Origin of the sequence: Ostreiculturibacter nitratireducens (assembly GCF_032670585.1) — a bacterium.
In the GTDB taxonomy this organism is placed as follows: Bacteria; Pseudomonadota; Alphaproteobacteria; order Rhodobacterales; family Rhodobacteraceae; genus Ostreiculturibacter; species Ostreiculturibacter nitratireducens.
Map to the genome: position 1 here is coordinate 944,838 of NZ_JAVQHL010000001.1, position 25,815 is coordinate 970,652.

The 25,815-nt window shown below is 65.0% G+C and carries 22 protein-coding genes; 9 read left to right on the forward strand and 13 right to left on the reverse strand.

Annotated elements, in window-relative coordinates; all coding sequences use genetic code 11:
- The first annotated feature begins 26 nt into the window (after positions 1–26).
- The gene (locus tag ABCN56_RS04585) at positions 27–830 is read left to right on the forward strand and encodes an SDR family oxidoreductase (protein ID WP_343079585.1); all 804 of its coding nucleotides are present in this window, start codon (positions 27–29) and stop codon (positions 828–830) included.
- 15 nt (positions 831–845) lie between these two features.
- Positions 846–1,817 carry an ornithine cyclodeaminase family protein gene (locus ABCN56_RS04590; protein WP_343079586.1) on the forward strand — a complete coding sequence of 324 codons (972 nt, stop codon included), beginning with the start codon at positions 846–848 and terminating at the stop codon, positions 1,815–1,817.
- Between the two features lie 9 nt (positions 1,818–1,826).
- Here ABCN56_RS04590 and ABCN56_RS04595 read toward each other — a convergent pair whose 3' ends face one another.
- The 4 genes from ABCN56_RS04595 to ABCN56_RS04610 form a co-directional block, all read right to left on the reverse strand.
- On the reverse strand, positions 1,827–3,098 hold the full coding sequence (locus ABCN56_RS04595; protein WP_343079587.1) for a TRAP transporter large permease: 1,272 nt from the start codon (positions 3,096–3,098) through the stop codon (positions 1,827–1,829).
- Positions 3,095–3,601 carry a TRAP transporter small permease gene (locus ABCN56_RS04600; RefSeq protein WP_343079588.1) on the reverse strand — a complete coding sequence of 169 codons (507 nt, stop codon included), beginning with the start codon at positions 3,599–3,601 and terminating at the stop codon, positions 3,095–3,097. Before ABCN56_RS04600 ends, ABCN56_RS04595 begins: the two co-directional genes overlap by 4 nt.
- A gap of 161 nt (positions 3,602–3,762) precedes the next feature.
- Positions 3,763–4,788: a DctP family TRAP transporter solute-binding subunit gene (locus ABCN56_RS04605; RefSeq protein WP_343079589.1), complete on the reverse strand. Its 1,026-nt coding sequence runs from the start codon at positions 4,786–4,788 to the stop codon at positions 3,763–3,765.
- A gap of 147 nt (positions 4,789–4,935) precedes the next feature.
- On the reverse strand, positions 4,936–6,465 hold the full coding sequence (locus tag ABCN56_RS04610; protein WP_343079590.1) for a M81 family metallopeptidase: 1,530 nt from the start codon (positions 6,463–6,465) through the stop codon (positions 4,936–4,938).
- Between the two features lie 235 nt (positions 6,466–6,700).
- Between ABCN56_RS04610 and ABCN56_RS04615 the strand changes: the two genes are divergently transcribed.
- Together ABCN56_RS04615 and ABCN56_RS04620 are read left to right on the forward strand one after the other, a co-directional pair.
- Complete coding sequence (locus ABCN56_RS04615) at positions 6,701–8,146, forward strand: aldehyde dehydrogenase family protein (protein ID WP_343079591.1); 1,446 nt, start codon at positions 6,701–6,703, stop codon at positions 8,144–8,146.
- Positions 8,147–8,156: 10 nt separating this feature from the next.
- Positions 8,157–9,782, forward strand: a complete 1,626-nt coding sequence (locus ABCN56_RS04620; protein WP_343079592.1) for a GMC family oxidoreductase — start codon at positions 8,157–8,159, stop codon at positions 9,780–9,782.
- Positions 9,783–9,830: 48 nt separating this feature from the next.
- Here ABCN56_RS04620 and ABCN56_RS04625 read toward each other — a convergent pair whose 3' ends face one another.
- From ABCN56_RS04625 to ABCN56_RS04655, 7 genes are all read right to left on the reverse strand, one after another.
- The gene (locus tag ABCN56_RS04625; protein WP_343079593.1) at positions 9,831–10,793 is read right to left on the reverse strand and encodes an ABC transporter ATP-binding protein; all 963 of its coding nucleotides are present in this window, start codon (positions 10,791–10,793) and stop codon (positions 9,831–9,833) included.
- A complete protein-coding gene (locus ABCN56_RS04630) occupies positions 10,790–11,764 on the reverse strand; it encodes an ABC transporter ATP-binding protein (protein WP_343079594.1) in 975 nt (324 codons plus the stop codon). Before ABCN56_RS04630 ends, ABCN56_RS04625 begins: the two co-directional genes overlap by 4 nt.
- A 3-nt stretch (positions 11,765–11,767) precedes the next feature.
- The gene (locus tag ABCN56_RS04635; protein WP_343079595.1) at positions 11,768–12,631 is read right to left on the reverse strand and encodes an ABC transporter permease; all 864 of its coding nucleotides are present in this window, start codon (positions 12,629–12,631) and stop codon (positions 11,768–11,770) included.
- Positions 12,628–13,575 carry an ABC transporter permease gene (locus tag ABCN56_RS04640; RefSeq protein WP_343079596.1) on the reverse strand — a complete coding sequence of 316 codons (948 nt, stop codon included), beginning with the start codon at positions 13,573–13,575 and terminating at the stop codon, positions 12,628–12,630. The genes ABCN56_RS04635 and ABCN56_RS04640 overlap by 4 nt, the downstream gene beginning before the upstream one ends.
- Before the next feature lie 23 nt (positions 13,576–13,598).
- A complete protein-coding gene (locus ABCN56_RS04645; RefSeq protein WP_343079597.1) occupies positions 13,599–15,086 on the reverse strand; it encodes an ABC transporter substrate-binding protein in 1,488 nt (495 codons plus the stop codon).
- Positions 15,087–15,222: 136 nt separating this feature from the next.
- Positions 15,223–16,005: an SDR family NAD(P)-dependent oxidoreductase gene (locus tag ABCN56_RS04650; protein ID WP_343079598.1), complete on the reverse strand. Its 783-nt coding sequence runs from the start codon at positions 16,003–16,005 to the stop codon at positions 15,223–15,225.
- Positions 16,006–16,343: 338 nt separating this feature from the next.
- Entirely contained in the window at positions 16,344–17,387 is a 1,044-nt protein-coding gene (locus tag ABCN56_RS04655) for a D-TA family PLP-dependent enzyme (RefSeq protein WP_343079599.1), read from the reverse strand.
- Positions 17,388–17,645: 258 nt separating this feature from the next.
- Between ABCN56_RS04655 and ABCN56_RS04660 the strand changes: the two genes are divergently transcribed.
- The gene (locus tag ABCN56_RS04660; RefSeq protein ID WP_343079600.1) at positions 17,646–18,095 is read left to right on the forward strand and encodes a RidA family protein; all 450 of its coding nucleotides are present in this window, start codon (positions 17,646–17,648) and stop codon (positions 18,093–18,095) included.
- A 43-nt stretch (positions 18,096–18,138) separates the two neighbouring features.
- Positions 18,139–18,918 (forward strand): IclR family transcriptional regulator, encoded by a 780-nt coding sequence (locus ABCN56_RS04665; protein WP_343079601.1) that lies wholly within the window; start codon positions 18,139–18,141, stop codon positions 18,916–18,918.
- Between the two features lie 249 nt (positions 18,919–19,167).
- Here ABCN56_RS04665 and ABCN56_RS04670 read toward each other — a convergent pair whose 3' ends face one another.
- Positions 19,168–20,100, reverse strand: coding sequence for a LysR substrate-binding domain-containing protein (locus tag ABCN56_RS04670; RefSeq protein ID WP_343079602.1), 933 nt, complete (start codon positions 20,098–20,100; stop codon positions 19,168–19,170).
- Between the two features lie 95 nt (positions 20,101–20,195).
- Here ABCN56_RS04670 and ABCN56_RS04675 point away from each other — a divergent pair, with 95 nt between their 5' ends.
- The 3 genes from ABCN56_RS04675 to ABCN56_RS04685 are packed head-to-tail and all read left to right on the forward strand — an operon-like array spanning position 20,196 to position 24,774.
- Positions 20,196–22,538: an FAD-dependent oxidoreductase gene (locus ABCN56_RS04675; protein WP_343079603.1), complete on the forward strand. Its 2,343-nt coding sequence runs from the start codon at positions 20,196–20,198 to the stop codon at positions 22,536–22,538.
- Positions 22,535–23,989 carry an aldehyde dehydrogenase family protein gene (locus ABCN56_RS04680; protein ID WP_343079604.1) on the forward strand — a complete coding sequence of 485 codons (1,455 nt, stop codon included), beginning with the start codon at positions 22,535–22,537 and terminating at the stop codon, positions 23,987–23,989. The genes ABCN56_RS04675 and ABCN56_RS04680 overlap by 4 nt, the downstream gene beginning before the upstream one ends.
- Positions 23,990–24,039: 50 nt before the next feature.
- The gene (locus ABCN56_RS04685) at positions 24,040–24,774 is read left to right on the forward strand and encodes an aspartate/glutamate racemase family protein (RefSeq protein WP_343079605.1); all 735 of its coding nucleotides are present in this window, start codon (positions 24,040–24,042) and stop codon (positions 24,772–24,774) included.
- Here the strand turns inward: ABCN56_RS04685 and ABCN56_RS04690 are convergent.
- The gene (locus tag ABCN56_RS04690; RefSeq protein WP_343079606.1) at positions 24,758–25,699 is read right to left on the reverse strand and encodes a LysR substrate-binding domain-containing protein; all 942 of its coding nucleotides are present in this window, start codon (positions 25,697–25,699) and stop codon (positions 24,758–24,760) included. The two genes, ABCN56_RS04685 and ABCN56_RS04690, sit on opposite strands and share 17 nt — an antisense overlap.
- Positions 25,700–25,815: the final 116 nt, after the last annotated feature.

The following is a 25,815-nucleotide window of genomic DNA, read 5'->3' on the forward strand; positions in this document are numbered from 1 at the left end:
AAAAGAACCGCTATGGGAACACTCGAATGAAGAGATACGCAGACACGACCGCAATCGTAACCGGAGCGGCCCACGGGATCGGACGGGCGATCGCCCGTCGTCTTGCAGCGGAAGGCGCGAACGTGGCCGTCCTCGACATCGACGGCGATGGGGCCGACGAGACCGCGCGCATCCTTCGGAAGGACGGGAACCGCGCGCAGGCCTTCCGGACCGACATCACGGACTTCCCGGCTCTCGAGGGAACCTTTGCCGAAATCGAGGCCAACCTGGGTCCCGTCGGCCTCCTCGTGAACAATGCAGCCTACACCGACGCCGGCGCCCTCGAAGGCATGGGTCTCGACGCCTGGCACCGGGAAGTCGATGTGAACCTCAACGGCACCTACCATTGCCTCCGCGCGATCCTGCCACGAATGAAGGAACGCATGGACGGCGCGGTCGTGAACATCGCCTCGGTCAACGGCGTCAGGTATTTCGGCAACCCGAGCTACAGCGCCGCGAAGGCCGGGATCATCAACCTCACTCAGTCCGTGGCCAGCGAGTACGGGAAATACGGCATCCGCTGCAACGCGGTCCTTCCCGGGTCAGTCCGGACTGACAACGTGACCTGGACGATCCGCCAACAGAAGGATCCCGACATCTTCAAGAAACTCGGGCGCTGGTACGCGCTCGGCCGTGTGGCAGAGCCGGACGACATCGCCAAAGCGGTGTCCTTCCTTGGCTCCGACGACGCTGGCTACATTACTGGCGTGGCCCTGCCGGTGGACGGCGGCCTCTTGGCGGGAATGAACGTGATGATCGGCGAGTTCGTTCTCGAATCCGACAAGGAATAGAAGGAGACCCTGAGCATGATCGTCATCTCCGAAACCCTGGCGAAGGAACTCGTCAGCGTGGAAGACGCCATATCCGCCGTCGAGACCTGTTTCGTAGCCATGGCACGGGGGGACGCGCGCAACTATCCGGTCGTGCGCGAGGTCGTGGGTTACGCGGATGCCGTCTATGGCGTGAAGGCCGGAGCGGACGTCAGCGCGCCGTTCCTTGGCCTCAAGGCCGGAGGCTACTGGCCCAACAACCTGTCTAAGGGACTGACCAATCATCAGTCTTCGACGCTTCTCTTCGATCCGGAAACCGGCAGGGCCTCGGCGCTCGTCAGCGCGAATTACCTCACCGGGATCCGGACGGGCGCGGCGAGCGCCATCGCGACACGCTGGCTCTCGCGTCAGGACGCGTCGATACTGGGCATCATCGGCACGGGCGGGCAATCCGCCTACCAGCTCCGCGCCACGGCCGCCGTCAGGGACCTCAAGCGCGTTCACGCATGGGATCCCTCCGCGGAGAACCTGAAACGGTTCGGCGAGGTGGTGGAGTCGCTCGGCCTCGAATACCGCCCGGAAACGGACCGCCCGGCTGTCGTCGGCGCGGCGGATATCCTGATCACCGTCACCCCTTCGCAATCGGCGCTGGTCGAACGCGACTGGGTTCGGCCGGGCACGCATATCAGCGCCATGGGCGCGGACACGAAGGGCAAACAGGAACTGGACCCCCAACTGGTTGCCGCCTCGGCCATCTTCTACGACGAGGCGGCGCAGGCCCTGAGCATCGGCGAGTGCCAGCATGCGCATTCCCAGGGCCTGATCGGAAAGAGCGATCTGCGCGCCGCGATCGGGGCCGTCATTGGCGGCATGGACGAAGGCCGCCGCTCGCAGGACGAGATCACGCTGTTCGACGGCACCGGCGTCGCGCTTCAGGATCTCGTCGTGGCGGATCTGGCCGTACGGCGCGCGAAGGAAAGCGGGCGCGGCGAAACCGTCGACTTCTGACCGCCCCGCCTACCGGAGCAGTCCGGGCAGGAACGAGGAAAGCTCCGGGACGAGGATCAGCAGAATCACCACGGCGATTTCTGCCAGAAGAAACGGCAGGACGGCGCGGAGGATCGGCAGAACCGGGCTTTCCGCGATCCTGCAGGCGACGAACAGACAGACGCCCACAGGCGGCGTGATCAGGCCAAGGGTCAGCGTCAGGATGACGACCATCGCCAGTTGCAGCGGATCGACACCCATGGACATGGTCGCGGGCATCAGCATCGGCACGATCAGCACGATCGCCGCCCCTGGCTCGAGGAACGTGCCGACGAGCAGCAGGATCGCCATCAGCGCCAGCAGGAACAGGACCGGGCTGCCCTGGAAGAATTCCGCGAAGGCGTTGACCCATGTCGCGATCCCCCCGACGGTCAGCACGTAGGACATCACCGTCGCCGCTGCGATGATAAGGTAGATCGTCGCGGTGATCCGCGCACTGCGCTTCAGTGCGTTCCAGATGCTGGGCAGATCGATGCTTCTGAACACGAAGTAAGAGATTGCGAGGGCATAGAGCACCGCCACCCCGCCGGCTTCCGTTGCCGTGAAGACTCCCGAAAGCGTTCCGAATACGATCAGGGCCGGCAGGCCCATCACGAGAAGGCCGTCCCGGACCAGCGTCCCGAGTTCCCCGCGGCTGACCCGCGCGTCGGACCGGGGCAACCGGCCTCCGCGTGCCTGGAACCAGATGACCGCCCACATCGCCCCGGCCATCATCAGGCCCGGAACGATCCCCGCGACGAAAAGGTCTATGACCGACTGCCGTGTGACGGAGGCATAGATGATCATGATCACTGACGGCGGAATGATGGGACCGATGATCGAGGAAGCTATCGTAACGGCCGCGGCGTAGTGCTTGTCATAGCCTTCCTCGGGCATTCCCTTGATGAAGATCTGCCCAAGGGCAGCCGTGTCCGCGACCGCCGCCCCAGAGATCCCGGCAAAAAGCACCGAAGACGACACGTTCGCGTAGGCCGTCGCTCCCGGCACGCCCCGCGTCAGCAGCCCGGCGAGCCGGATCAGGCGGCTCGTGATGCCGCCACGGTTCATGATCTCTCCCGCGAGGATGTAGAACGGCGCGGCGAGCAGCACGAAGTTGTCCATCCCCGTGAACAGCCTGGTCGGAACCGTGATCAAGCTGAGATCGAGCGCCCACAGCCCGAACGCCCCGGCTATGCCCAAGGCGAACACGATCGGAACCCCGATGAGCAGCATCAGGACGAAGACGACCGCCATGACGATCATGCGAGCGGCTCCTCGGTCTGGATCTCTGCCAACGTTCTTTCGGGCAGGACCATCAGGAGAATGGCCTTCACGAACATCAGCGTGGCGCCGACCGGAATGGCCAGATAGGGGAGTGTCATCGGAACCCGGACCGCCGGAGAGACCTGCCGGTAATTCTTCAACGCGGCGGGAAAGCCCTCCCACATCATCAGAAGACAGAACCCAGCCACGCAGGCCAGCACCACCAGCCGGCGGACTCTTCTGAGCCGCTCGGACCGATGCTCCCCGAGCAGATCGATCGCCATGTGTTCATTTCGGAAAAGAGCCGCGCTGCCCGCCAGCATGACCATCCAGGTAGTCGAGTACCTCATTGTCTCCTCGCTCCAGGACAGGGGATCCACGAGGACATAGCGGAAGAACACCTGCGCCAGGTTCATCGCGACCACGGCAAGCAAAAGCACGGCCGAAACGGCCTCGACCACGCGCATCAACCCAAGACCGAAACGGAGCAGGCGACGTTCCAAGGGACTAACTCCTGACGGGGTTCCTGCAGCGGCACCACAAGACTTCTTGTGCTGGCGCCCCGGGCGCTGGCCCGAGGCACCTTTCGTGAGTGGTGAGCGGTCGGGCGAGTTGCGTCGGACATCCCCATCCGGACCGCAAGTTCGGGCCGCCCGCCCCAGGCTCAGCGCCCGTAGAGCGCCGGTTCGTGGGCCTTGGCCGTATCAAGCAGCGCCTGGACGAGCTCGGCGCCGACCTGTTCACGCAGGTATTCCAGCACCGGCTCCTGCGACACCGCGGCGAAAGCCTCTTTTTCGGCCATCGTGGTCATGTGCACTTCGACGCCCTTCTCGCGGATCAGGTCGATGTACTTCTTCGCCCCTGCCAGCTTCTGGGTGTTCTCGATCCGGGCCGCGAGCGTCGCCGCTTCCAGCACGATCGCCTTCTCGTCATCGGTGAGCCCTTCGAAGAAGGCGTCGCTGATGATGTAGGCATGGACCCCGAGGATGTGTTCGTCGGTGGACATGTACTTCTGCACGTCCATCAGGTTGTAGTCGTAGTTGACCTGGGCCGGGTTTTCCTGGCCGTCGATCACCCCCTGCTTCGCAGCCATGATGATCTCGGAACCGGGCATGGGTGTCGCCGCGGCGCCGAAGGATTCTACGAACCGGATGAACACAGGGCTCTCCATCACCCGCATCTTCAGCCCCTTAAGGTCCTCAGGGGTCCGGATCGGACGGACGTTGTTGGTGAAGTCCCGGAATCCGTTCTCGCCCCAGGACATCACGCGGATGCCGGTGTCCTTGCGCATGTTCTCGGCAAGGTCGGCGAAGAACGGGCTGTCGAACACGGACCAGGCATGGGCCGAGGACTTGAACAGATACGGGACGGACAGGACCTGGATATCCTTGTAGAAGCCCGCCAGTGCCCCGGTATCCACAAGGCAAACCTCGACGGTGCCCTGCTGCACCTGTTCCGCGCAGGCGCGCTCGGCCCCGAGCTGGGCGCTCGGGAACAGGTCGACGGTGATGCCGCCTTCGGTCTTGTATTCGACGTGGTTCTTGAATGCGACGAGCGCGTTCCATTCCGGGTTGTCGCCCTGCGGAGCGTTCATTCCGAACTTGATCGACTTGGCGTCGGCCGCACCCGCAGACAGAGCGATCGCTGCGACGGCGAAAGCCGAAAGTGCTTGAGCGAAATGCCTTTTCATGTCGTTCTTCCCTTTTCTCGAAGTTCCCTGTTGGATTCCGTCTTTCGTTCATCATCGGCCTGAGGGCAGCGCCGAAGCCAATGCCAAGCGCGGATCGAGCGATGCCGGCCCCGTATCGCCCCCTGCATGCGCGCGGCGCGCCCGTGCCTATGCGGGCACCTTCCATTCCACGTCCTGATCGAGTGGAAAGACCGGACGGGGAAAGTTGCGAAAGTCGAACCTTGTCAGGATCGGCGACGTGAGGCCCGGCGCGTCCACTTCGATGACCTGGTCGTGGGCGAAGTACTCGTCGAAGCCGGCTCTGAAATGGCCGCGCGACTTGACGACCACGGCGCGCGCCTCTCCGATGTCCAGCCCCATCATCTCGAAGAAGATCGGATCGGCGCATTGCGTGCGGATCGAGATCACGACGACCTTGATGCCGCCAAGGTCCAGCAGCACCGATCTGCCGAGGTTCATGCGGCGACGGGCGTAGAAGCCGCGCCTCCCGACGCAATCACCGTCCCGAACGCAAAGCACACGGGCGTCCGCCTCGAACCTCCTCGAGTATTCATCCGGTGCGATCCTGTTGAACACGGCCTTGAAGGTCGCGCCTTCCCCGAGTTCTGCGGCCTCTTCGGCCAGCAGCGGATCGTTTATGACGCCCACGATCACTCCCTTGGCGCCAGCCGCGTGAAGCGCTTCGAGTATCCACATCGTGTTGCCGTTGCCCCCGCCCCCGGGGTTGTCGGCGACATCCGCCAGAGCGACCGCGGGAAGATCCGGGTTGCGCCCCACCTCAAGCACACGCGCCACCGCCTCATCGAGCGGCGTCAGCCGCGGCACGAAACGCTTGTGCTGGGACCATGCCATCTCGGCGATCGCGCGCGCCGCCCGCTGCGCGCTTCCGTTGGCGCGCCGCGCCGTGACAATGATGGCCAGGCCGTTCTTGGCCGTGTCGGAATATGCGAAACCACCCAGGATGGACACGTTGACGATGTCATCGCCCAGGAAGGTCTGCCCATAGTTGATGATATCGGCATAGGGGCCGGCTTCGGTCAGAAGCGTCACCGTGGGCGGTGTCAGCGGCAGCCTGATGAAGGCCACATCCGGACGCATGCCCCGGATCAGTTCGTGAAGGATCTCTGCCGCGTCCTTGCCGCGGGCCAGCATGTCCACGTGCGGGTTCGTCTGGTAGGACACGATAGCGTCCACCGACCGCACCATGCGGTCCGAAACATTTCCGTGCAGGTCTAATGTGGCGACGATCGGCACATCGGACCCGACGACGGACCTGACCATGGCAAAGATCGCTCCGTCGGGGTCGTCTTCCTCGGTCGTAATCATGGCGCCGTGATTGGAGATGTAGACGGCATCGATCGCGCCGGCCGCCTCGAGCCTGCGGCGCATCTCATCCAGGCTCGCCTCGAAGAAGGAATGGTCGAGCGGCCCACCGGCCTCGACCAACCCGACCAGTATCGGAACGGGAACCCAGTTTCCCTTGGCGTCCATCTCGGCCGCGAAACCGCGGATCTCGGTTGGAAGCTTCGGATCCATACCGCGAAGATCCTCGAGGATCTCGTCGCCCGCCAGGTAGACGCGATTCAGGAAGTCCTCTTCCGTGATCACTGGCGCGAACCGGTTGCTTTCCAGCATGAGCCCCAGAATTGCGACGCGCAGCGGGGATGGTTCTTGCATGTCTTGGATTCCTTTGCGCTCCTCTCCCCTCAGTTAGCCGCGTCCATCCTCTGCGAGCCAATGCAAGGTCGGTCTAGCCCGATGCACAGGAAGCATTGCCCGACCCGAGACGAGCGGCATGCAAAAGCGGCATAGCCCAATCGGCAAACGGCATTCGCCAATATGGGAGCCCGTCATGATACTTCGTGCGACACGACCGCGCGACGCGCGGCGGACCGGCCATCGGGAGGCAAGAATGACAATGGCGATCCGGCCTTACTGGCGGAACTTCATCGATGGCAACTGGGTCGACGGCGCGGACGGTACGCGGATCGTCGTGACCGATCCCGCGACGGCGCAGCCGATCGCCGAAGTCGCGCGCGCAATGTCGGCGGATGTCGACCGGGCGGTCGCGGCGGCGCGCCGGTGCTTCGAAAGCCGCGTTCTTCAGGACTTGCGGCCAAGTGATCGCGGCGAGATGATGTTCGCGGTCGCGGATCAGCTGGACGCGTTGGCCGACGAAATCGCCACGGTCGAATGCTTTGACAACGGCAAGACACTTGTGGCCGGCCGGGCCGAGGTGGCTCTTACGAAACGTTATCTGCGCTACTACGGCGGCATGGCCGACAAGCTTGAGGGTCGCCAGATTCCGCTAGGAAAGGGCCTGCTCGACTACACGGTGCATGCGCCGTTCGGCGTCTCTGGCCAGATCGTTCCCTGGAACGGCCCCCTGCCCGTCGGCGCCCGTTCGGTCGCCTGCGCGCTCGTGACCGGCAACACGGTCGTCCTGAAGTCCCCCGAGGATTCTCCCCTCAGCCTGTTCCTGTTCGCCGAGGCCTGCCAGAAGGCCGGTCTGCCCGACGGGGCGGTGAACATAATCTGTGGCTACGGCCACGACGCCGGCGCGGCTCTTGCGGCCCATCCCGATATCGATCACATCGTGTTCACCGGCTCGGTCGAAACCGGCAAGAGCGTGCTGCGCTCTGCCGCCGAGCGCGTGGTTCCCTGCGTCATGGAGCTGGGGGGCAAATCCGGAGGGATCGTCTACGCCGACGCCGACCTGGATCGCACCGCGGCCAGCGCCGCACGTGGCATCTTCCACCATTCCGGCCAGATCTGCTCCGCGGGATCTCGGCTGATCGTGCATCGGTCGATCCACGATGACCTCGTCGAGAGGATTCGTGTGCTGGCGGAGGCCCGCACCGTCGGACCCGGGATCGATGGCTGCGACATGGGTCCGCTTATCTCGGAGCGCCAACTCGAGAAGGTCGAGGCGCTTTGCCGTGTCGGCGTCGAAGAAGGCGCGACGCTGGTGATCGGGGGATCGCGCGTTCAGGGCCTGCCGGGGCATTTCATGGCGCCCACCATTTTCACCGGCGTGCGGCCGGAGATGCGCATCGCGCAGGAGGAATTCTTCGGGCCGGTGCTTGTCGTGATTCCTTTCGATACGCCGGAGGAAGCGATCTCGATCGCCAACGGAACGGACTACGGTCTCGCAGCCGGCGTCTACACGCGTGACCTGCAACTCGCCCACTGGACGGCGGATCGCCTCGTCGCCGGCCAGATATATGTCAACGAATGGTGGGCGGGCGGCGTGGAGACCCCGTTCGGCGGCATGAAGCGCTCCGGCTACGGGCGCGAAAAGGGTCAGGAGGCGCTGCTCGGCTACGTGCAGACCAAGAACGTCGGGATTCGCCTCTGAGAGCATGTCGATGGAATTCGACTACCTGGTAATCGGTGCGGGCAGTGCGGGCTCCGTCGTCGCGGGCAGATTGTCCGAATCCGGCAAGGGCTCCGTCTGCGTGCTGGAGGCAGGGCCACGCGACTGGCATCCTTCGATCCACGTGCCCGCCGCGGTCGTCTACGCGCTGGGAAACCCTCGTATCAACTGGATGTACCCCACCAAACCCCATTCGGGCACGGGTGGGCGAACGCTCATACAGTCGCGCGGCAAGACGCTTGGCGGCTCCGGCGCCATCAACGGCCACGTCTACACGCGCGGCCACCCCAGCGACTTCGATGGCTGGGCCGAGATGGGAAACCATGGCTGGAGCTACGCCGAATTGCTTCCCTACTTCCGGCGCAGCGAATCCTGCATCGGCATCGGCGAGGACCTTTACCGAGGGCGGGAAGGTCCCTTCACAATCACCGCGATGGATGAACCCGACGCCTTGTGCGAGGCGTTCATGCAGTCGGCCGAGGCCCTCGGCATCCCGCGGAACCCCGACTACAACGGCGCGTCGCAGGACGGGGTGTCCTACGTCCAGCGGTCGATCCATCGTGGGCGCCGCGTAAGTCCGGCGCGCGCGTTCCTGTACCCGGCCATGCGCCGCGGCAATACGAAGGTGATGACGGGGGCGATGGTCCTGCGCATCCTGTTCGACGGCAGGCGCGCGGTCGGGGCGGTCGTTCTGAGGAACGGGCGCGAGGAGACCGTGCGAGCGCGGCGCGAAGTCATCCTCAGCGCCGGTTCCATCGCCTCGCCGCAATTGCTCCAGGTCTCGGGCGTCGGCGATCCCGGTCTCCTCGGCGGGCTTGGCGTTCCCGTCGTTCATGCCCTCGCCGGCGTCGGAGGGAACCTGATCGACCACTATGCCGCGCGAATGGTCCTGCGGGTCCACGGGGCAAGAACCATCAACGAACGCGTGCGTGGCATGCCCCTGCTGCGCGAACTGGCGCGATACGGGTTGTTCCGCCGGGGCGCTCTCGCGCTGACGCCGACCCTCGTCTACTGTTTCGGGAAGTCTGACCCCGCCCTTCCGCATGGCGACATCCAGGTCTCGTTCACGCCCGCGAGCTATCCTGCGGGCATCTGGTCCGGGCTGGACAGGTTTCCGGGCGCGACAATGGCGTGCTGGCAGCAACGCCCGAAAAGTCGTGGGCATGTGCGCGCCGTTTCGGCAGATGTTCGCGAGGTGCCGGAATTCATGCCGAACTACCTCGCCGAGGAAGAAGACAGACAGTCGCTGATCGCGGCGATGCGGCTCGCCCGACGGATCGCCGCGCAAGCGCCTTTCTCGGGATTCGTCGAAAGGGAAACATGGCCCGGCCCCGAAGCCGACAGCGACGATGCGCTTCTTGCTCATGCGCGCGAGACCGGGAACACGACATACCACCCCGTCGGGACGTGCCGCATGGGCCCGCACAATCGCCCCGGAAGCGTCGTCGGCCCCGACCTCCGGGTCCACGGCATCGACGGTTTGCGGGTCGCCGATTGTTCGGTCCTGCCGACAATGCCTGCAGCGAACACCAACGCCTCGGCCCTGCTGGTCGGAGAGAAGGCCGCCGACCTCATCCTTGGCCGCCCGGCTCCTCCGCCCGCGCAAGTCCCGACGTGACGCACGGGCACCCGAAGGGGGCGACAGACCGGATCCGATGACGCCTCGTCACGCGAAATGGCAGGCGACCGCGCGCTCGGCTGTCTTCTGCCGCAACTCCGGGCGCTCGGACAGGCACCGGTCGGCGGCGATGGGGCAACGGTCGCTGAACGGGCATCCCCTGACCTCGGCGAACCGGCTGGGGGGCTCGCCCTTCTCGATGCCTCCGCTGATCCGAAGCGCCGGATCGATCCGGGGCACGGACGCGATCAGTAGCCGCGTGTAGGGATGCAACGGGTCATCAAAGAGCGACCGCGCGTCGGACACCTCGACGAGGTTTCCAAGATACATGACCGCCACGCGGTCGCTGATCTGGGCCACGACTCCGAGGTCGTGCGAGATGAACATCATCGTCAGCCCAAGCTGCTCCTTCAGGTCGGCCATCAGGTTCAGCACCTGTGCCTGGATCGAGACGTCCAGGGCGGAAACCGGCTCGTCAGCGATGATGAGATCGGGCGCGGGAAGGATTGCCCTTGCGATGCCGACCCTCTGCCTTTGCCCGCCGCTGAGCTCATGCGGAAAGCGCGCGCCGAATGACGGGTCCAGGCCGACCTGGGTAAGCGCTTCGGCGACCCTCCTCTCGCGCTCCGAGCGGCTTGAGAAGATGCCGTGAATGTCGCCCGTCTCGGCGACCGAGTCGGCGACTGTCCGGCGTGGATTGAGCGAGGCATAGGGATCCTGGAAAACCATCCTCACCTTCAGGCTCAACTCGCGCGCGGCCCGGTTCTTGTTCGAGAGAATGTCCTTGCCGTTCAGCTGCACGTCTCCGGCCTCGGCCCTTTCCAGACCGATGATGGTCCTGCCCACCGTCGTCTTGCCAGAGCCGGATTCCCCGACGATGCCGAGGACCTCTCCGCGCCTCACCGAAAACGATACATCGCTGACGGCCCGGATCTTGTACTTCCGTCCAGCCCTCTTGGCCGTGAAGGTCGTGTGGAGGTTCCGCACCGACAGGATGTCCTGACTGGTCATGCCGTTGCTCTTTCGCGCAGGGGGAAGTTGCAGGTTGCCTCGTGGCCGGCGGTGACGCTGTGCCTGGGAACCGATCCGACCCGGCAGACCGCCTGCGCATAGCTGCATCGTGGAGCGAATGCACAACCCTCCGCGATTTCCCCCGGTTTTGGGGCCTGGCCGGGAATCGTGCGCAGCCGGTGATGGCCCGCCGACGGCTCCGGCACGCAGGACATGAGGCCCTCGGTGTAGGGATGGACCGGTTGTTCGAACAGGATCCCGACCGGCCCCGTTTCGACGATGCGACCCGAATACATGACCGCGACCCGGTCGGCGAGCTGGGACACGACGCCAAGGTCGTGGGTTATGAATAGCACGCCCATGTCGAGTTCGTCGCAAAGCTCCCGGATGAGGCTGAGAATTTGCAGCTGCACGGTCACGTCCAGCGCCGTGGTGGGCTCGTCGGCGATGAGAAGTTGCGGTCGGCAGGCAAGGGCTATCGCGATCATCACCCTTTGCCGCATTCCGCCGGACAGTTCGTGCGGGTAAGCGTTCAGTTGCAGCGCCGCGTCGGGGATGCGGACCATTTCGAGCAGTTCCCGCGCGCGGCTGCGCGCCTCGGCGCCTGTGGTTCCATCATGGACGCGCACTGCTTCCATGATCTGATCCCCGATGCGCATCACGGGGTTCAAGGACGTCATCGGCTCCTGGAAGATCATCGCCACGCCGCCGCAGCCTTTCTCGACCCGCACGTGCGGCGGCATATGCGTGATGTCGACGCCATCGAGTTCAATGCAACCCGAACGCGCCCACACGTCGGGATGGGGCAACAGCCCCATGATCGCGAGCGACGTCATGCTCTTGCCGCAGCCGGACTCGCCGACCAGCCCTAGGACCTCGCCGCGCGATATCTCGAACGAAACCGAAGAGACCACATCGAGTTCGGCACTTGGGCTGCCGATCGCCACGAACAGATCGCTTACCCTAAGCATCGGCTATTTCCTTTGCCTGTTGCCCAGCATCTGCCGGAAGCGCGGGTCGAGCCGGTCGCGCAGAACGTCACCGACGAGGTTGAGAGAGAAGGCCGTCAGGACGATCATCAGTCCGGGAAAGAACAGAAGCCACGGGGCGCGCGTGATGTAGATGCGCGACTCGGCCAGCATGTTGCCCCAGCTCGGGACTTCGGGCGGGGCACCCAGGCCAAGGAAGTCGAGCGAGGCGGCGCCGAGTTGGGCGAACGCGAAAACGAAGCTGGCCTGAACGAGAAGCGGCGAAACCATGTTCGGGAGGATGTGCTTGCGGATCAGCCAGAACGTGCCCGCGCCCATGCTGCGGGCGGCCTCGACGTAGGTCTCCTCGCGAAGCCGCAGCGTCACGCCGTAGGTAATCCGCGCGGTGGTCGTCAGGTAGATCACGCCGATCGCCAGGATCGCATTCGTCACGCCCTGCCCGAGGATCACGATCAGGCCAAGGGCCAGAAGCAGCGACGGGAAGGCCATCATCACGTCGACCATGCGCATCAGGATACGGCCGAGCCTCGGGAAAAGCGCCGAGACGATCCCTATCGGAACTCCCGTGATCATCGCGAACGATACGACGCCAAGCCCGATCAGCAGCGCCAGCCTCGCTCCGTGGATCGCCCGGCTGAGCGTATCGCGGCCGAAGTGGTCAGTGCCAAACCAGTGGCTCCAGCTCGGGGGGCTCAGGCGGTTCACGGGCTCGATCGCTTCGGGAGCGTAGGGCGCGAGGATGTCAGCGGCCACGGCAAGGACAACGATCACCACCAGCAGAACCAAGCCGCCGAAGGCGAGAGGACGCCGCGCGAAGAGCCTCAGCGAGGAAATCAGGTGCGCGGTCATTCCAGTTCCACCCGTGGATCGAGAAAGCGGTAGGAAATGTCGACCAGCAGATTGACGACGAGATAGAGGAACACGATCACGAGGATCACGCCCTGGATGACCGGGTAGTCGCGTCGCAGGATCGACTGGACGACGGTGCGCCCGATCCCCGGCAACGCGAAGACGGTTTCGGTGACGACGGCTTCGGAGACAAGGGCCGCGAAGGTGAAGCCGAAAGCGGACACGACGGCAAGCAGGGCATTGCGCAGGATATGCCTGACGACCACGCGCCGGGGCCTGATGCCCTTGGCGCGAGCGGTACGCACATAGTCTTCCTTGGCGACGTCGAGCATCGATGCGCGCGTCAAGCGCAAGATCAGGGCGGCGTTCGGCGCCGCCAGGGTAAGGCTCGGCAGCAGGAGGTAACGGAGGTTCGCCAGACCGCCTTCCTCGAAGATCGATGGATAACCGGAACTCGGCAACCACCCCAGCCAGGCGGCGAAGATGAGGATGAGGTAGAGCCCCACCCAGAAGGTCGGCACAGACGCCATCAGCATCGCGATGCCCGAAAGCCCCTGGTCTATCCACGTCCCCTGCCGAATGGCGGACAGGACCCCGATCGGCACGCCGATCAGCACGATCCAGACCATCGTGATCGCCGCCAGCAGAAGGCTCGTCTCGGCCCCATCGATGATCACCGTCGTGACGGGAGTATTGAAGAAGATCGATGTTCCGAGGTCCCCGCGCGCGACATTCGCGACCCAGTGGAAATACTGGACCACCAGCGGACGGTCGAGGCCCAGCCGCGTGCGCAGGGCCTCGACCTGTTCCGGTGTCGCCTCATCGCCCAGGAGAACATAGGCGGGGTCGCCCGGAATGGCGTGGATGAAAAGGAAGATCACGATGGATGCGGCCACCAGGGTGGCGATGGCCGCACCGCTTCGTTTCAGGACATATCCCCTCATGGGCGGTCCGGATCCCTTCGAGCTTACTTGGACACGCCCCAGAAATGCGGCCAGATCAGCGACTGGTCCCACATTCCCTTCAGATCGGGAGAGGCGATGTCATAGGAATAGACGTCGCCCACCTTCACGGTCGGCACCTGCTCGTAGATCAGTGCCTGCAGCTTGGACCACGCCTCGCGCCGCACTTCGGGATCGGCCGACCCGGTGAACGTGGCGTTCAGTTCGGCCTTCTCGGGCGTCGCCCACCATCCGGGATAGGTGTCGTTCATCACCGTGAGCAGGATCGGATCCGGAATGTTGCCATGGTGCGTGACGAACATGTCCCACTGGTCCGGCTGACCGCGCAGCTTCAGGAGCGTCGCCCAGTCCACGACGACCATCTGGACGTTGATGCCGGCATCCGCGAGCTGGCGCGTGAAGACTGTCGCCTGGTCGTAGTGCTCCTTGTAGTTGGTCGAGACCAGAAGCTTGATCGGCGTGCCGTCATAGCCCGCCTCGGCGGCCATGGTCTTGGCCTTCTCGACGTCGCCCTGGTTGTAGGATTCCGTGCCCGCTTCCGAGTACCAGATGTTCCCCTTCGGGAAGAACGATCCGTTCGCGTCCCACAACTCCTCTTCGCCGACGGAGACGCGAAGCGCTTCCTCCATGTTCAGCGCCGCGAGGATCGCGCGGCGCAGCGCGAAGTTGTCCTTCAGCGGCCCGTTCGAGGAGTTCATGAACATGAGCCCGAAGATCGGTGCGCCGCTGATATGGATGGCCACCGACGGATCGTCCTTGAGGACGCCATAGAGATCGCCCGAGATGAACTCGGCGTAGTCGTAGTCGCCCGCCTGAACGCCGCTGACGCGCGTGCCGACGTCGGGAACCGGAATGAACTGGATGGAGTCGAGCTCTGCCGACCGCGCCCCGGCATAGCCGTCGGAGGGCGTATCGAGGGAGTCGTACTCGTCGTATCTTTCGAGTTCGACGTAGCGGTTCGCCCGCCATTCCTTGAACTTGAAGGGGCCGGTCCCGACGTAGTCCTCCGGCTTGATCGGTTCGCCCGCCGCGGCGGTGACGATCTCGGCCGGGTAGATGACGGGGCCGCCGTTCGGAAACGCCAGCATGCTCTTCCAGGCGCCGTTCGGTTCAGAGAGCTTGAGCGTGACCTCGTAATCCCCGGTGGCCTCGACCGAAACGGCATTCGCCATGAGCAGCTTGCCGCGCGATCCGAACTCTCCCCAACGCTTCAGCGACGCGACAACGTCCTCGGCGGTCATCTCCTTGCCGTTGTGGAAAGTCACACCCTCCCGCAGCGAAATGACGATTGTCCGGCCATCGTCCTGCAGGGTTTCACCCGCGGCCAGCATCGGCTGCGGATCGTATTTCGAGTCGAAGGCGTAGAGGGTTTCGAACATGTGCTGCCCGATCATCGCGGCGATCGTGGCCGTACCCATCTGCACGTCCAGGCTCGGCGGTTCGCCGATCGTCGCGTAGCGGAGCGTTTCCGCCGAGAGGGACGTGGAGCTCAACAGCAAGGAGGACACGGCGACAGCCACGCCACGCGAAATTCGAGAGGTGTTCAGTATCATGGCCTTGTACCTTTCTTGATTGCGTTGAATCCTGTTGCTTCTGCGGTGGCGCGGCTCGCGTCCGGCGCCACGTTCGTCACCAGCACGTGTAGCCTCCGTCGATCACGAGGGCCGCGCCCGTCATGTAGCGGGCCGCGTCGCTGGCCAGGTAGACGGCCAGCGGGCCCAGGTCCTCAGGCTCGCCGAGCTTGCCCATCGGGATGTTCTTCACGTAGGCCTCGATCACTTCGGGGTGCTTTTGCGCCCAGATCTTGTTCGGGTCGGTCGCGAAGATCCCCGGGCAGATCGCGTTCACGGTGATCCCCTTTGGCGCCCAGTCCGTCGCCAGGCTTCGCGTCAGCATCAGGACGCCCGCCTTCGCCGCCTCATAGTGGCGTCCGGCGATGCCCCTTCCCGCGACGAGGGCGTTGATCGAGGCGAGGTTGATGACTCGCCCGCCCTCTCCACGCTCCAGCATCGCCCCGCCGATCACCTTGGCGCAGACGAAGGCCGAGGTGAGGTTCAGGTCCACGAGTTCCTTCCACTGCGCGATCGGCATCTCCTCGATCGGGATGTTGGCCCGCCGCCCTCCGACGTTGTTGACGAGGATGTCAAAGGTGTCGGTCTCCTGAAGCGCCCGGACGCAGACGGCCTCGCAGGCCTCGGGGTCACCCACGTCCCCGACATAGGTCCAGCAGTCGCGGCCAAGCTTGCGGATGCGCTCCGCGGTCTCTTCCAGCGAATTCGCGTCGCGGGCCACCAGCGCCACGTCGGCCCCGGCTTCGGCCATGCAGATCGCGATTTCCCGGCCGAGGCCACGGCTGCCGCCAGTGATGAACGCTCGTTTCCCGTCGAGGCTCAGTCGGTCGAGTATTCCCATTGTCGGGCTCCGTTTCTAACTGACCACCATCGGCGCATGGCCGGTGCAGAGGCGATCCAGGTCCGGGCTCTGGCCACCCGCTGAACATCGTCGTTTACAGTCGGCGATCATTCCGCCCTTGGGGAATGCTATGTCCGGATGGTCCGATGCGAAGTTTGCATAGGTCGAAAATGGGCTATGCGCGCAGCCGGGCGGCCCGGTCCGGTCGATGACGCGTCATCGAGGTCGCGGCTAATCGCAGGTTCCCGGCGCCCCGACGCACGCCGGGTCGCGTATCGACGGTAGCTTCCGAATGATCCTTCACACGCCGTCGGTTTTCCGAAGGACCTTCGCGGCCCTCACTTCACCTTGCCGCGCGCGGCGACCGGCATGGATTCCAGCCTGCCGTCCGGATGGCGGAGGATCACCGCGTCGAGGAGGTTCGAGACGACGCAGACATGGTTGGGGATGATGGATATCTCTTCGCCCACCATCGGGTCCCAGCCCGAGCCGGCAAGATCGATCGTGCCATGTTCTTCTGCCAAGGCAACGATGCGCGCACCGGGCGCCTCGCGGATCAGGCCGTAGTCCTCGAGCCCAAGCAGGTCCGAACTCAGCACCTTCGACCCGGCATCGATGATCGCGCGATCGGCCGTCGGGCGCGAGACGACCGTGGCTTGCACTGTCGCCGCGCAATCATCTTCGCCGCAGGCGCCAAAGGCGATCATGTAGCGGTCGTTGTAGATATAGGTTCCGGCGCGGTGTTCGGTGGCAGAGCGGAAACAGGCAAGATCGCCGAGATTGGGCGTACCGCCCGTACTGATGACGGGGCACGGCAAGCCCTCGGTGGTCAGAAGGTCCCGCGCCGCGGCGAGCCACTGATCCACCTGCTCGCTCCCGCTCATCGGCGGATAGGTCATCAATCCTTCGAGCTGAAGACCCGGAAGCGCCTGGATGCGCCGGGCCAGTGACAGCGCGGCTTCCGGCGACTGAACGCCACAGCGACCGGCCCCGGTGTCACACTCGATCAGAACCGGCAACGGGTCCGGCTCGCCCGCGAACCGGTCCGACAGGCCCTGCGCAACGGTCTCGTTGTCGCAGGTCACGCTCAATCGGCAGCGACGGCCAAGGGCCGCCAGCCGGTCGAGCTTGGGCTGCCCCACGATATTGTAGGTGATCAGGATGTCCTTGATCCCCGCATCCGCCATCACTTCCGCCTCGCCGATCTTCTGGCAGGTGATGCCGATCGCCCCGGCCGCGATCTGCCGTTTGGCCATGAAAGGCAGCTTGTGGGTCTTGATGTGCGGACGCGTCTTCAACCCGGCGGAACCCGCAAGCTTCTGAAATCGAGCGATGTTCCGATCGACGATCGACAGGTCGACGACAAGGCAGGGGGTATCCATTCCGCGGCAACTTTCCTTGCTGGAGGCCTGTTCGGCGCGCGACTACCGATCGGACATTGACACGTCCACAGAGGCGTGACTAGCGTCAATCCACAATAAAGGATTCCATTCCGCTATAATGGAACTATCTCGGTCGACACCTGTGTCCGACAGTGGAGAAACACATGACACGTTGTCCGCGATGGCTCGCCACGGCGATCTTGACCCATCGGCCCCGCATCCCGGATCCATGCCCGGCCGACATGATCTTTCAAGTCCATGACTCCGATCACGCGGCAAGCCTGCTGCCAATTTTCGAATTCTGAAGAAGGAGAAACTCAGATGACCATCAAGCGACACGGCGTTGGCGAAGGCAAAGGCAGCGGAAAGAGGGCCTTGCCCTTCGCCAAGGCCACCGAGGCCGATGGCTGGCTCTACGTTTCCGGCCAGACTCCCATGCGGAACGGCGAAATCGTCGGGCACGGCATCGTCGAGCAGGCGAAGGTCGCCATCGAGAACATGCTGCAGATCGTGAAGGATGCCGGTTACGGCGTCGAAGACATTGTCCGCGTTGGCGTCTGGCTGGACGACCCGCGGGATTTCTGGAGTTTCAACGGCGTCTTCGAACAGTATTTCGGCGAGCACCCGCCTGCCCGGGCTTGCGTCCAATCCGCCATGGTGGTGGATTGCAAGGTCGAGGTTGACTGTATCGCATATCGCAAACCGTGATTTGGCGTCGGTCCCCTTTGCTGCGCTGCGGATGGAGCGGACCATGAAGGATCAGGCTGCACGAAAGCGCGCACGCGGCCTCGACCGCGCGTTCGACATTCTCGATCACCTGCGCTCGGTCAAGCGGCCGCAGCGCCCGAACGAGATCGCGCATGCGTTGGGCGCGCCGAAATCGACCATCTACGAATTGGTCGGGTCGCTCGTCGCGCACGGGATGCTCGAAAACGTCGACAGCCAGGGCAATGTCTTCCTTGGCAGGCGGCTCTATTTCCTCGGACTCGCCTATCAGCAGCAATTCGACCTTGCACGCGAAGCTGACGCCCTGCTGAAGGAAATCACGGCGACGACCTCCGAGACTTCGCAATTCTGCGTGCTGGACGGCGACAAATACAATGTGGCGATGATGTGCGAAGGCAGCCGCCCGTTCCGGATCAGCGCCGACGTCGGCGAGCGCACCCCGATCCCCTGGACCGCGTCCGGCCGCCTGCTCGTTGGCGACATGAGCGACGACGAGATCCTGGCCTTCATACCGGCGGGCGATTTCGTCCTGCCGGGCGGCGAACCGGTGGACCAGAACAAGTTCCTCGAGGAAGTGCGGTCGGCCCGTCGGGAGGGCTTCTTCTCATTCGACAGCGTGGTCGACACGTTCACGCATTGCCTCGCGGCGCCCGTCAAAGACGAAACTGGCCGGTGTGTAGCCACACTCTGCATCGTGGCGCCAAAAGAAGATGCTCGCAGCCATTACGACGTCTATCGAAAGGTTCTGATCGACGCCGGTCGCAAGCTTTCGGATTCAATGGGCGGCCAAGTGATCCTGGCCTGACCAGCCACGGGATCTTACCCAACTGCGACAGGGTCCCGCGCAACGTAGGGACGGAGAATGAAGTGAGCGGATCTTCCGGCAAGCAGATCATTGCCGATCTGGCGTAGCAGTTGGCCGCCAGTAAGTGCGCCGAGCCGCCGAACAGGCACGGCATGGCGGAAGGCTCCGTGCCTCGGTTCCTGCCAAATCGATCACGCGTGCGGGCAACTGCCCAAGGGCGACGAAAGCCTGCATCTTTGGCCCGGTCCGCTAAGCATGCTCGCTGAGCATGCCGCCCGCCTCTCCGACGTGTGAGAAGCCTTTCAGCCAGTCGAACACGACGCCGGCCGCGTGCCCTTTGGAACGCGGGTCCGGACGCGTGAGGAAATACTGGAACGGGGCAGGAAGTGCCTGGCGGAAGAGCGTTACGAGGCGGCCTTCCGAAAGCAGGCCGTCGATCAGGGGCAGCGTGCCCAGGGCGATCCCGTGGCCGCGAATGCAAGCCTCGATCATCAGCGCCGGATCGTCGAACACCCATTCATTTGGGCTTTCGACCGCGCCGATCCCGGCCAATTCGCACCAGTTCCTCCACATCTGCAGGTTGCCTTCGTGGAGGATGCGGTGCTGGCGGAGAAGTTCCGCCGGCTCCGCTGCCCCGATGGATGCCATCAGCGCCGGGCTGGCGACCGGCACTTGCGTCACGGACATCAGCGTCATGCCATCGTGGCCCGGCGGCACGACATCTCCCCAGACGATCGAGATATCGACCTCTCGCAGGAGTTCCGGCCGGTCGACGGTCACGTTGAGAATTCGGAACGCGACGCGGGGATTGGCCCGCGCAAAGCGGTCGAGCCTCGGCAGAAGCCAGTGGGCGCAGAACAGCGGCGGCGCAGCGATCGTCACCGTGCCAGTGACCTTCCGGCTATCGCTTTCGGCACCAAGTCCCGAAAGGTCGGCGAACGCACTTTGCGCGACCGCGAATACCTGCTGCCCGCGCCGCGTCAGCACGAGGCCGGAACGCGTCCGCCGGAACAGTGCCGTGCCGAAATAGGTCTCGAGCGCCTTGACCTCGTGGCTGACCGCGCTTTGCGTAAGCGACAGTTCCCGCGCAGCGGCCGAGATACTGCCGTGGCGCGCCGCCGCCTCGAAGGCACGCAGCGGATAAAGCGGCGGAAGCTGGCGGGCCAAGGCGGATTCCCCCATGAATCTGATTCATGCCTGGCATGAGAATAATCCGTTTTTCGAGCGCTCCGGAAGCTTCCTAATCTGCTGCCGATGGCTGGAAGGGGAGGCGGATCGTGCAGGACCGGGCGGAAGTTCTCATCATCGGTGGCGGCGCGATTGGCTGCTCCATCGCCTATCATCTGACGAAGAAGGGCTGCCGCGACGTCGTCCTTTGCGAGAAGCATGAATTCGCGTCCGGCGCGACCGCCTTCGCGGCGGGCCACGTCATCCTCTACACACTCGATCCCACGATCAGCCAACTCAACCGGCACAGCGTCGATCTTTACGGTCGGCTTGAGGCCGAGACCGGCATGTCGCCGGGCTTTCATGCATGCGGCAACCTGCGGCTCGCGACCCATTCGCGCCGGCTCGACGAATTCCGCCGCTACGTGGGCGTGGCCGAGGCCACCGGTGCCGAGGCGCGCCTGCTTACGCCCGAGGAGATCGGCGCGCTCTGGCCGCTGATGAACACCCACGGCATCCTCGGCGGGCTCTACAATCCGAACGACGGGCACATCGCCCCGGCAGATCTGGCACAGAGCCTTGCCGCCGGGGCGCGCAAGGGGGGCGCCAGGCTCTATCGCAACTGCGAAGTGACGGCGCTGTCGCAGGATGGGGACGGCTTCTGGCGGGTCGAGACCTCGCAGGGCACGATCATCGCCCGCCACGTCGTGGCCGCGTCCGGCAACCATGCCCAGCGCGTCGCCGGCATGGTCGGACTGACCGCGCAATGCGTGCCCGTGCGGCACCAGTATTTCGTGACCGAGCCGCTTTCCGAACTCGCCGAAAGGCGTCTCGCCGGCCTGCCGGAAATGCCGGTGATGCGCGATCCAGAGGATGTCTTTTACTGTCGCCAGGAAGGCGATGCGCTACTCGTCGGGGCCTATGACGGGCGCGGCGAGGCCCGGTTCGTTCAGGAGCCGCCCGCGGGCACGGCCGAGCCCTTTCCTGACGAGATGGAAAAGCTCCTGCCCTATCTCGATCGCGCGGTGGAGCGCGTGCCGGCACTCGGCACGGCCGGCGTTCGGCGGGTCGTCAACTACGCGATGCCCTACACGCCGGACGACCTGCCGACCGTCGGCCCGGCTTTCGGGCTGAAGAACCTCTGGTTGGCGGAGGGCAATCCCTTCGGCATCACGCTCGCCGGAGGCATCGGCTGGCAGATGGCGGAATGGATCCTCGAAGATGTCCCGTCGATCGACATGTCGTGCTGCGATTCCCGCCGCTTCGGCGAATGGGCGACGCGCGAATGGTCCGCGCGCAAGGTCGAGGAAGCCTATGAGCACACCTACCTCCTGCCGAAGCCCGGCGAGGAGTTGCCGGCGGCGCGCGAGTTGCGGACGTCGCCGATCCACGACCTCCTTTCCGCGCGCGGCGCGCGGTTCGGCGCCGTTGCCGGATGGGAGCGGCCGAACTGGTTCGCGCCGAACGGCGTCGTGGACGAACCTTCGTTCTACCGGCCGAACTGGCATGCGGCGGTGGGCGCGGAATGCCGCGCGGCAACGACCGGCGTGGCTCTGGCCGATGTCAGCCATGGCGCCGTGATCCGCGTCTCGGGCGCAGGCGCCACGGACCTGCTTGCCAGCGTGCTGTCGGCGGACCTGCCCGCGCCGGGCTTCGCGGCGGCGGGCTTCGTCCTCGCCGCGAATGGCGGGATCGACGCGGAGGTTTCGGTCACGTGCGAAGCCGAGGATCGCTTTGTCCTGACAACCTCCGCAGTGGAGGAACGCCGGGTTCTCGATGCCCTGCTCAGGGCCGCGCCCAAAGGGAACGGCCCGGGGATCGAAAATCTTACCGCCGCCGAAGGGGTACTTCTCCTCTTCGGCCCCGCGGCGCGGCACGCTTTGCAGAAGGCCACGCTCGCCGCGCTTGGCGATGACGCCCTTCCGAAGGGCGCGGTGCGGACGGTCACCATCGGCTACGCGCCGGCCCGCGTCCATCGCTGCGATCCCTTCGGCCAGCCGGGCTACCGGCTCCATGTCCGCGCCGATATGTTGCGCCACGTCTTCCTCGCACTTGAGAAGGACACGACCCTGATCGGCGCGCGGGCGCTCGAGTCGCTCCGGCTCGAAAGCGCGATCCCCGCCTGGCCAAGCGAGCTGAATGTCGAGGTGACGCCGGCCATCGCGGCCAGTTCGCCCGATGCGGCGCAACAGCTCGTCCATCTTCAGATCGACGGCACGGACACGTTTCCGCACGGGACGGAGCCCGTCCGCGACGGGACCGGCCGCATCGTCGGCCGAACGACCTCGGCCGGGTGGGGCCATCTGCGGAGCAAGGCGCTGGCCTTCGCGCTGCTCACCCCCTGGAAGGGCGGGCTTGAAGTCCGCGTCATGGGCCAGTGGCACCGCGCCACGCCGACGAACGGCACCTCCGCCGCGGCGGGACAGAAGATCATGGAAAGGGAAACGACATGAGCGCACCAATGAAGGACTACTGGCGGAACTATATCGGCGGGAAGTGGGTCGACGGGTCCGACGGTGGGCGGATCACGCTCCTGAACCCCGCGACGGGCCGACCGCTGTCCGAAGTCGCTCGGGCGACTGCATCAGACGTCGACAGCGCCGTCGCCGCCGCGCGCCGCTGCGTCGCCTCGCGTGCGCTCGTCGATATGCGGCCGATGGCGCGCGGCCGCATGGTGGCCGAGATCGGCCGCAAGCTGCGTGAACGGTCCGAAGAGATCGCCACGCTGATCTCGCTCGACGCCGGCAAGCGCATCTCGGAGGCACGCGGCGAGGTCGAGGGCTCGGCCAAGTATTTCGAATATTACGGCGGGCTCGCCGCGCAGATCGAGGGCAAGTACATCCCGCTCGGCGACGGCTATGTCGATTATGTGGTCCCCTGCCCTTACGGCGTCAGCGCCCATATCATCCCGTGGAACTTCCCGCTGAACATGATCGCGCGCTCGTTGTCGGCCGCGCTGGCTGCGGGCAACGCCTGCGTCGTGAAACTGCCCGAACTCGACCCGACGGCGGGCTACGTGCTGGCCGAACTCGCTGAAGAGGTCGGCCTGCCCGAAGGCGCGGTCAACCTGATCTGCGGTTACGGGCACGAGGCGGGCGCGGCGCTCGCGAGCCATTCCGGCATCGACCAGATCGTCTTCACCGGCTCGGTCGTCACCGGCCGCAAGGTCGCCCACGCGGCCGCCGAAAGCCTGATCCCGGCGGTGCTGGAGCTCGGCGGCAAGACGCCGGGGATCGTCTATGCCGATGCGGACATGGACAATGTCATCGCCCAGACCCAGGCCGGGATCTTCTTCAACACGGGCCAGTGCTGCGATACCATGTCCCGGCTGGTGGTCCATGAAAGCGTCTATGACGAGACGGTGGACCGTCTCGCCACGATGGCCAAGGCGCTGACCATCGGCGCGGGAATGGACGATCCCGACATCACGCCGCTGATTTCGGCCGAGCAGCTTGCGAAGGTCGACAACTACGCACAGATCGGCGTGCAGCAGGGCGCGCGCGCGGTAGCGGGCGGGCGCAAGCTCGACCGCGAGGGCAATTTCATGGCACCGACGATCCTTGCCGACGTGTCGCCGGACGACCGCGTCAACAAGGAGGAGATCTTCGGCCCGGTGCTGTCGGTCCTGAAGTTTTCCGACCCGCGCGAGGCGCTCGAGATTGCCAACGGCACCGAATACGGTCTGGCTGCGGTGGTCTTCACCAACGACCTCGACCGCGCGATCTGGACGACCGAGCGGCTGGACGCGGGGCAGGTGCATGTCAACGAATGGGGCGTCGGCGGCGTCGAGACCCCGTTCGGCGGTTTCAAGAACTCGGGCATCGGCCGCGAGAAGGGCGTCGAGGCGCTGGCGAGCTACTACCAGTCGAAGAACGTCGGCATGAAACGCCTGCAGTCGTTCTGAGCGCATAGCCGGGCGCCACGCGCGCCCGGCTCTTTCCGAGGATTCCGGACATGATCTACAAGGCACAACAGGGCCGCGACATCTATGGCGCGCCCGTCGGCATCATCGTGATGGATTGCCTTATCCCCTACCCGCCGGGCACGCCGGGCAATCCAAGCACTTTCGGGTTCCCGGTGCTTTACGAGGTGGTGCGCGGCGCGACGATGGAAAGCCTGATCTACACCCCCGATGCGCGGCTCGCCGAACCATTCCTAGAGGCGGGTCGCCGGCTCGTGGCGCAAGGCGTGCGGGCGGTCTTCGGCAATTGCGGCTTCATGATCCTGTTCCAGGAGCGCATGGCGGCCGAGTTGCCGGTGCCGGTCTTCATGTCGAGCCTTCTGCAACTGCCGCTTGTCGCGCGGGGGCTTTCGCGGGGGCAGGCGGTCGGCATCATCTCGGCCAGCGCCGCCTCGCTCACCCCTCGTCACATGGAGATCGCGCTCGGCGGCGCCGAGGTTGCCTTCCACATCACGGGGCTTGAGGACAGGCCCGCATTCAAGGCGGCCGTACATGACCAATGCGGCGAGCTCGACTTCGACGCCGTCGAGGCCGATGTCGTGGCGGCCGCGTGCGACCTCGTCGCCGCGCACCCCGAGATCGGCGCCCTTCTCTTCGAATGCACGGACCTTCCGCCCTATGCCCATGCGGTTCAGAAAGCCACCGGCCTGCCAGTCTTCGACGCGTCCACCCTGGTCAATTTCGGCGCCGCATCGGTCATGCGCAGCCGCTTCAGCGGCTTTTATTGACGAACTCGGTCTGACCGCGCTCGGCCGCGACATCGGCAACGAGCCAGTCCGCGAAGGCGCGGATCTTGCGGTCGCGTTCGCGGTCGGCGCGGTAAATCACGGCCCAGTCGCCGCGCGAGCGCGCCACAAGATCGACCGGCAGGACCAGTTCGCGCCGCCTGAGTTCCTCTTCCGCGAAAGGACCGTTGAGCATGGCGACCCCGGCGCCGGTGATCGCCATCTCGAGCGCCAGCGCATAGGTATCGACCTTCGTGTACCGCAGCGTGGGCACGTTCTCGACGCCCGCCGCCCGGAACCAGTCGCGCCAGTCGTTGGGCGCCGAGGAGACCTCGATCAAGGGCAGGTCGAAGAGGTCGGCGGGCGTAACGACCGGGCTCAGCGCCGCGAGGATCGACGGGCTGCAGACCGGGTAAAGCGTCCCTTCGAACAGCAACCTTGAACGCAGGGTCGCTGGAAGATCGCGGTCGACATACATGATGGCGACATCGGTGTTCGTCTCGTCGAACCACCATTCCGTGCGCCTCGTGTTGAGCGAGAAGTTGATATCGGGATGGGCGGCATGGAACCGCGACAATCGCGGCGACAGCCAGCGGATCGCCACCGTGATGTAGGTCTCGATCCGGAGATCAGCCTCCGGGCCGTGCCTGCGGATGATGCCGGCGCCGGTCACCAGCGTCTCCAGCGCCTGCCGCGCGTAGTCGTAGAAGACACGCCCCTCCTCGGTCAGCGTCACGGTGCGCCCTTCGCGCAGGAAGAGCGCGCAGCCGAGATCATCCTCCAGCTGGCGCACCTGATGGCTGATGGCGACATGCGTCAGGTTGAGCTCTTCGGCCGCCTTGCGGAAGCTCGTGAGCCGCGCCGCCGCCTCGAAGCCCTTCAGGGCGTTGAGCGGCGGCAGCGATCTGTACGACGGGCGATTGGCCAACCAGCGCGCTCCTTCTGCCAAGCTGCTGCATTCACGCGCGAACGGATCGGTAATCTGCAGTTACCGATCGCAAAAAAACTATCATTTGTAGGAATTTGCGCCAGCCACACAATGGG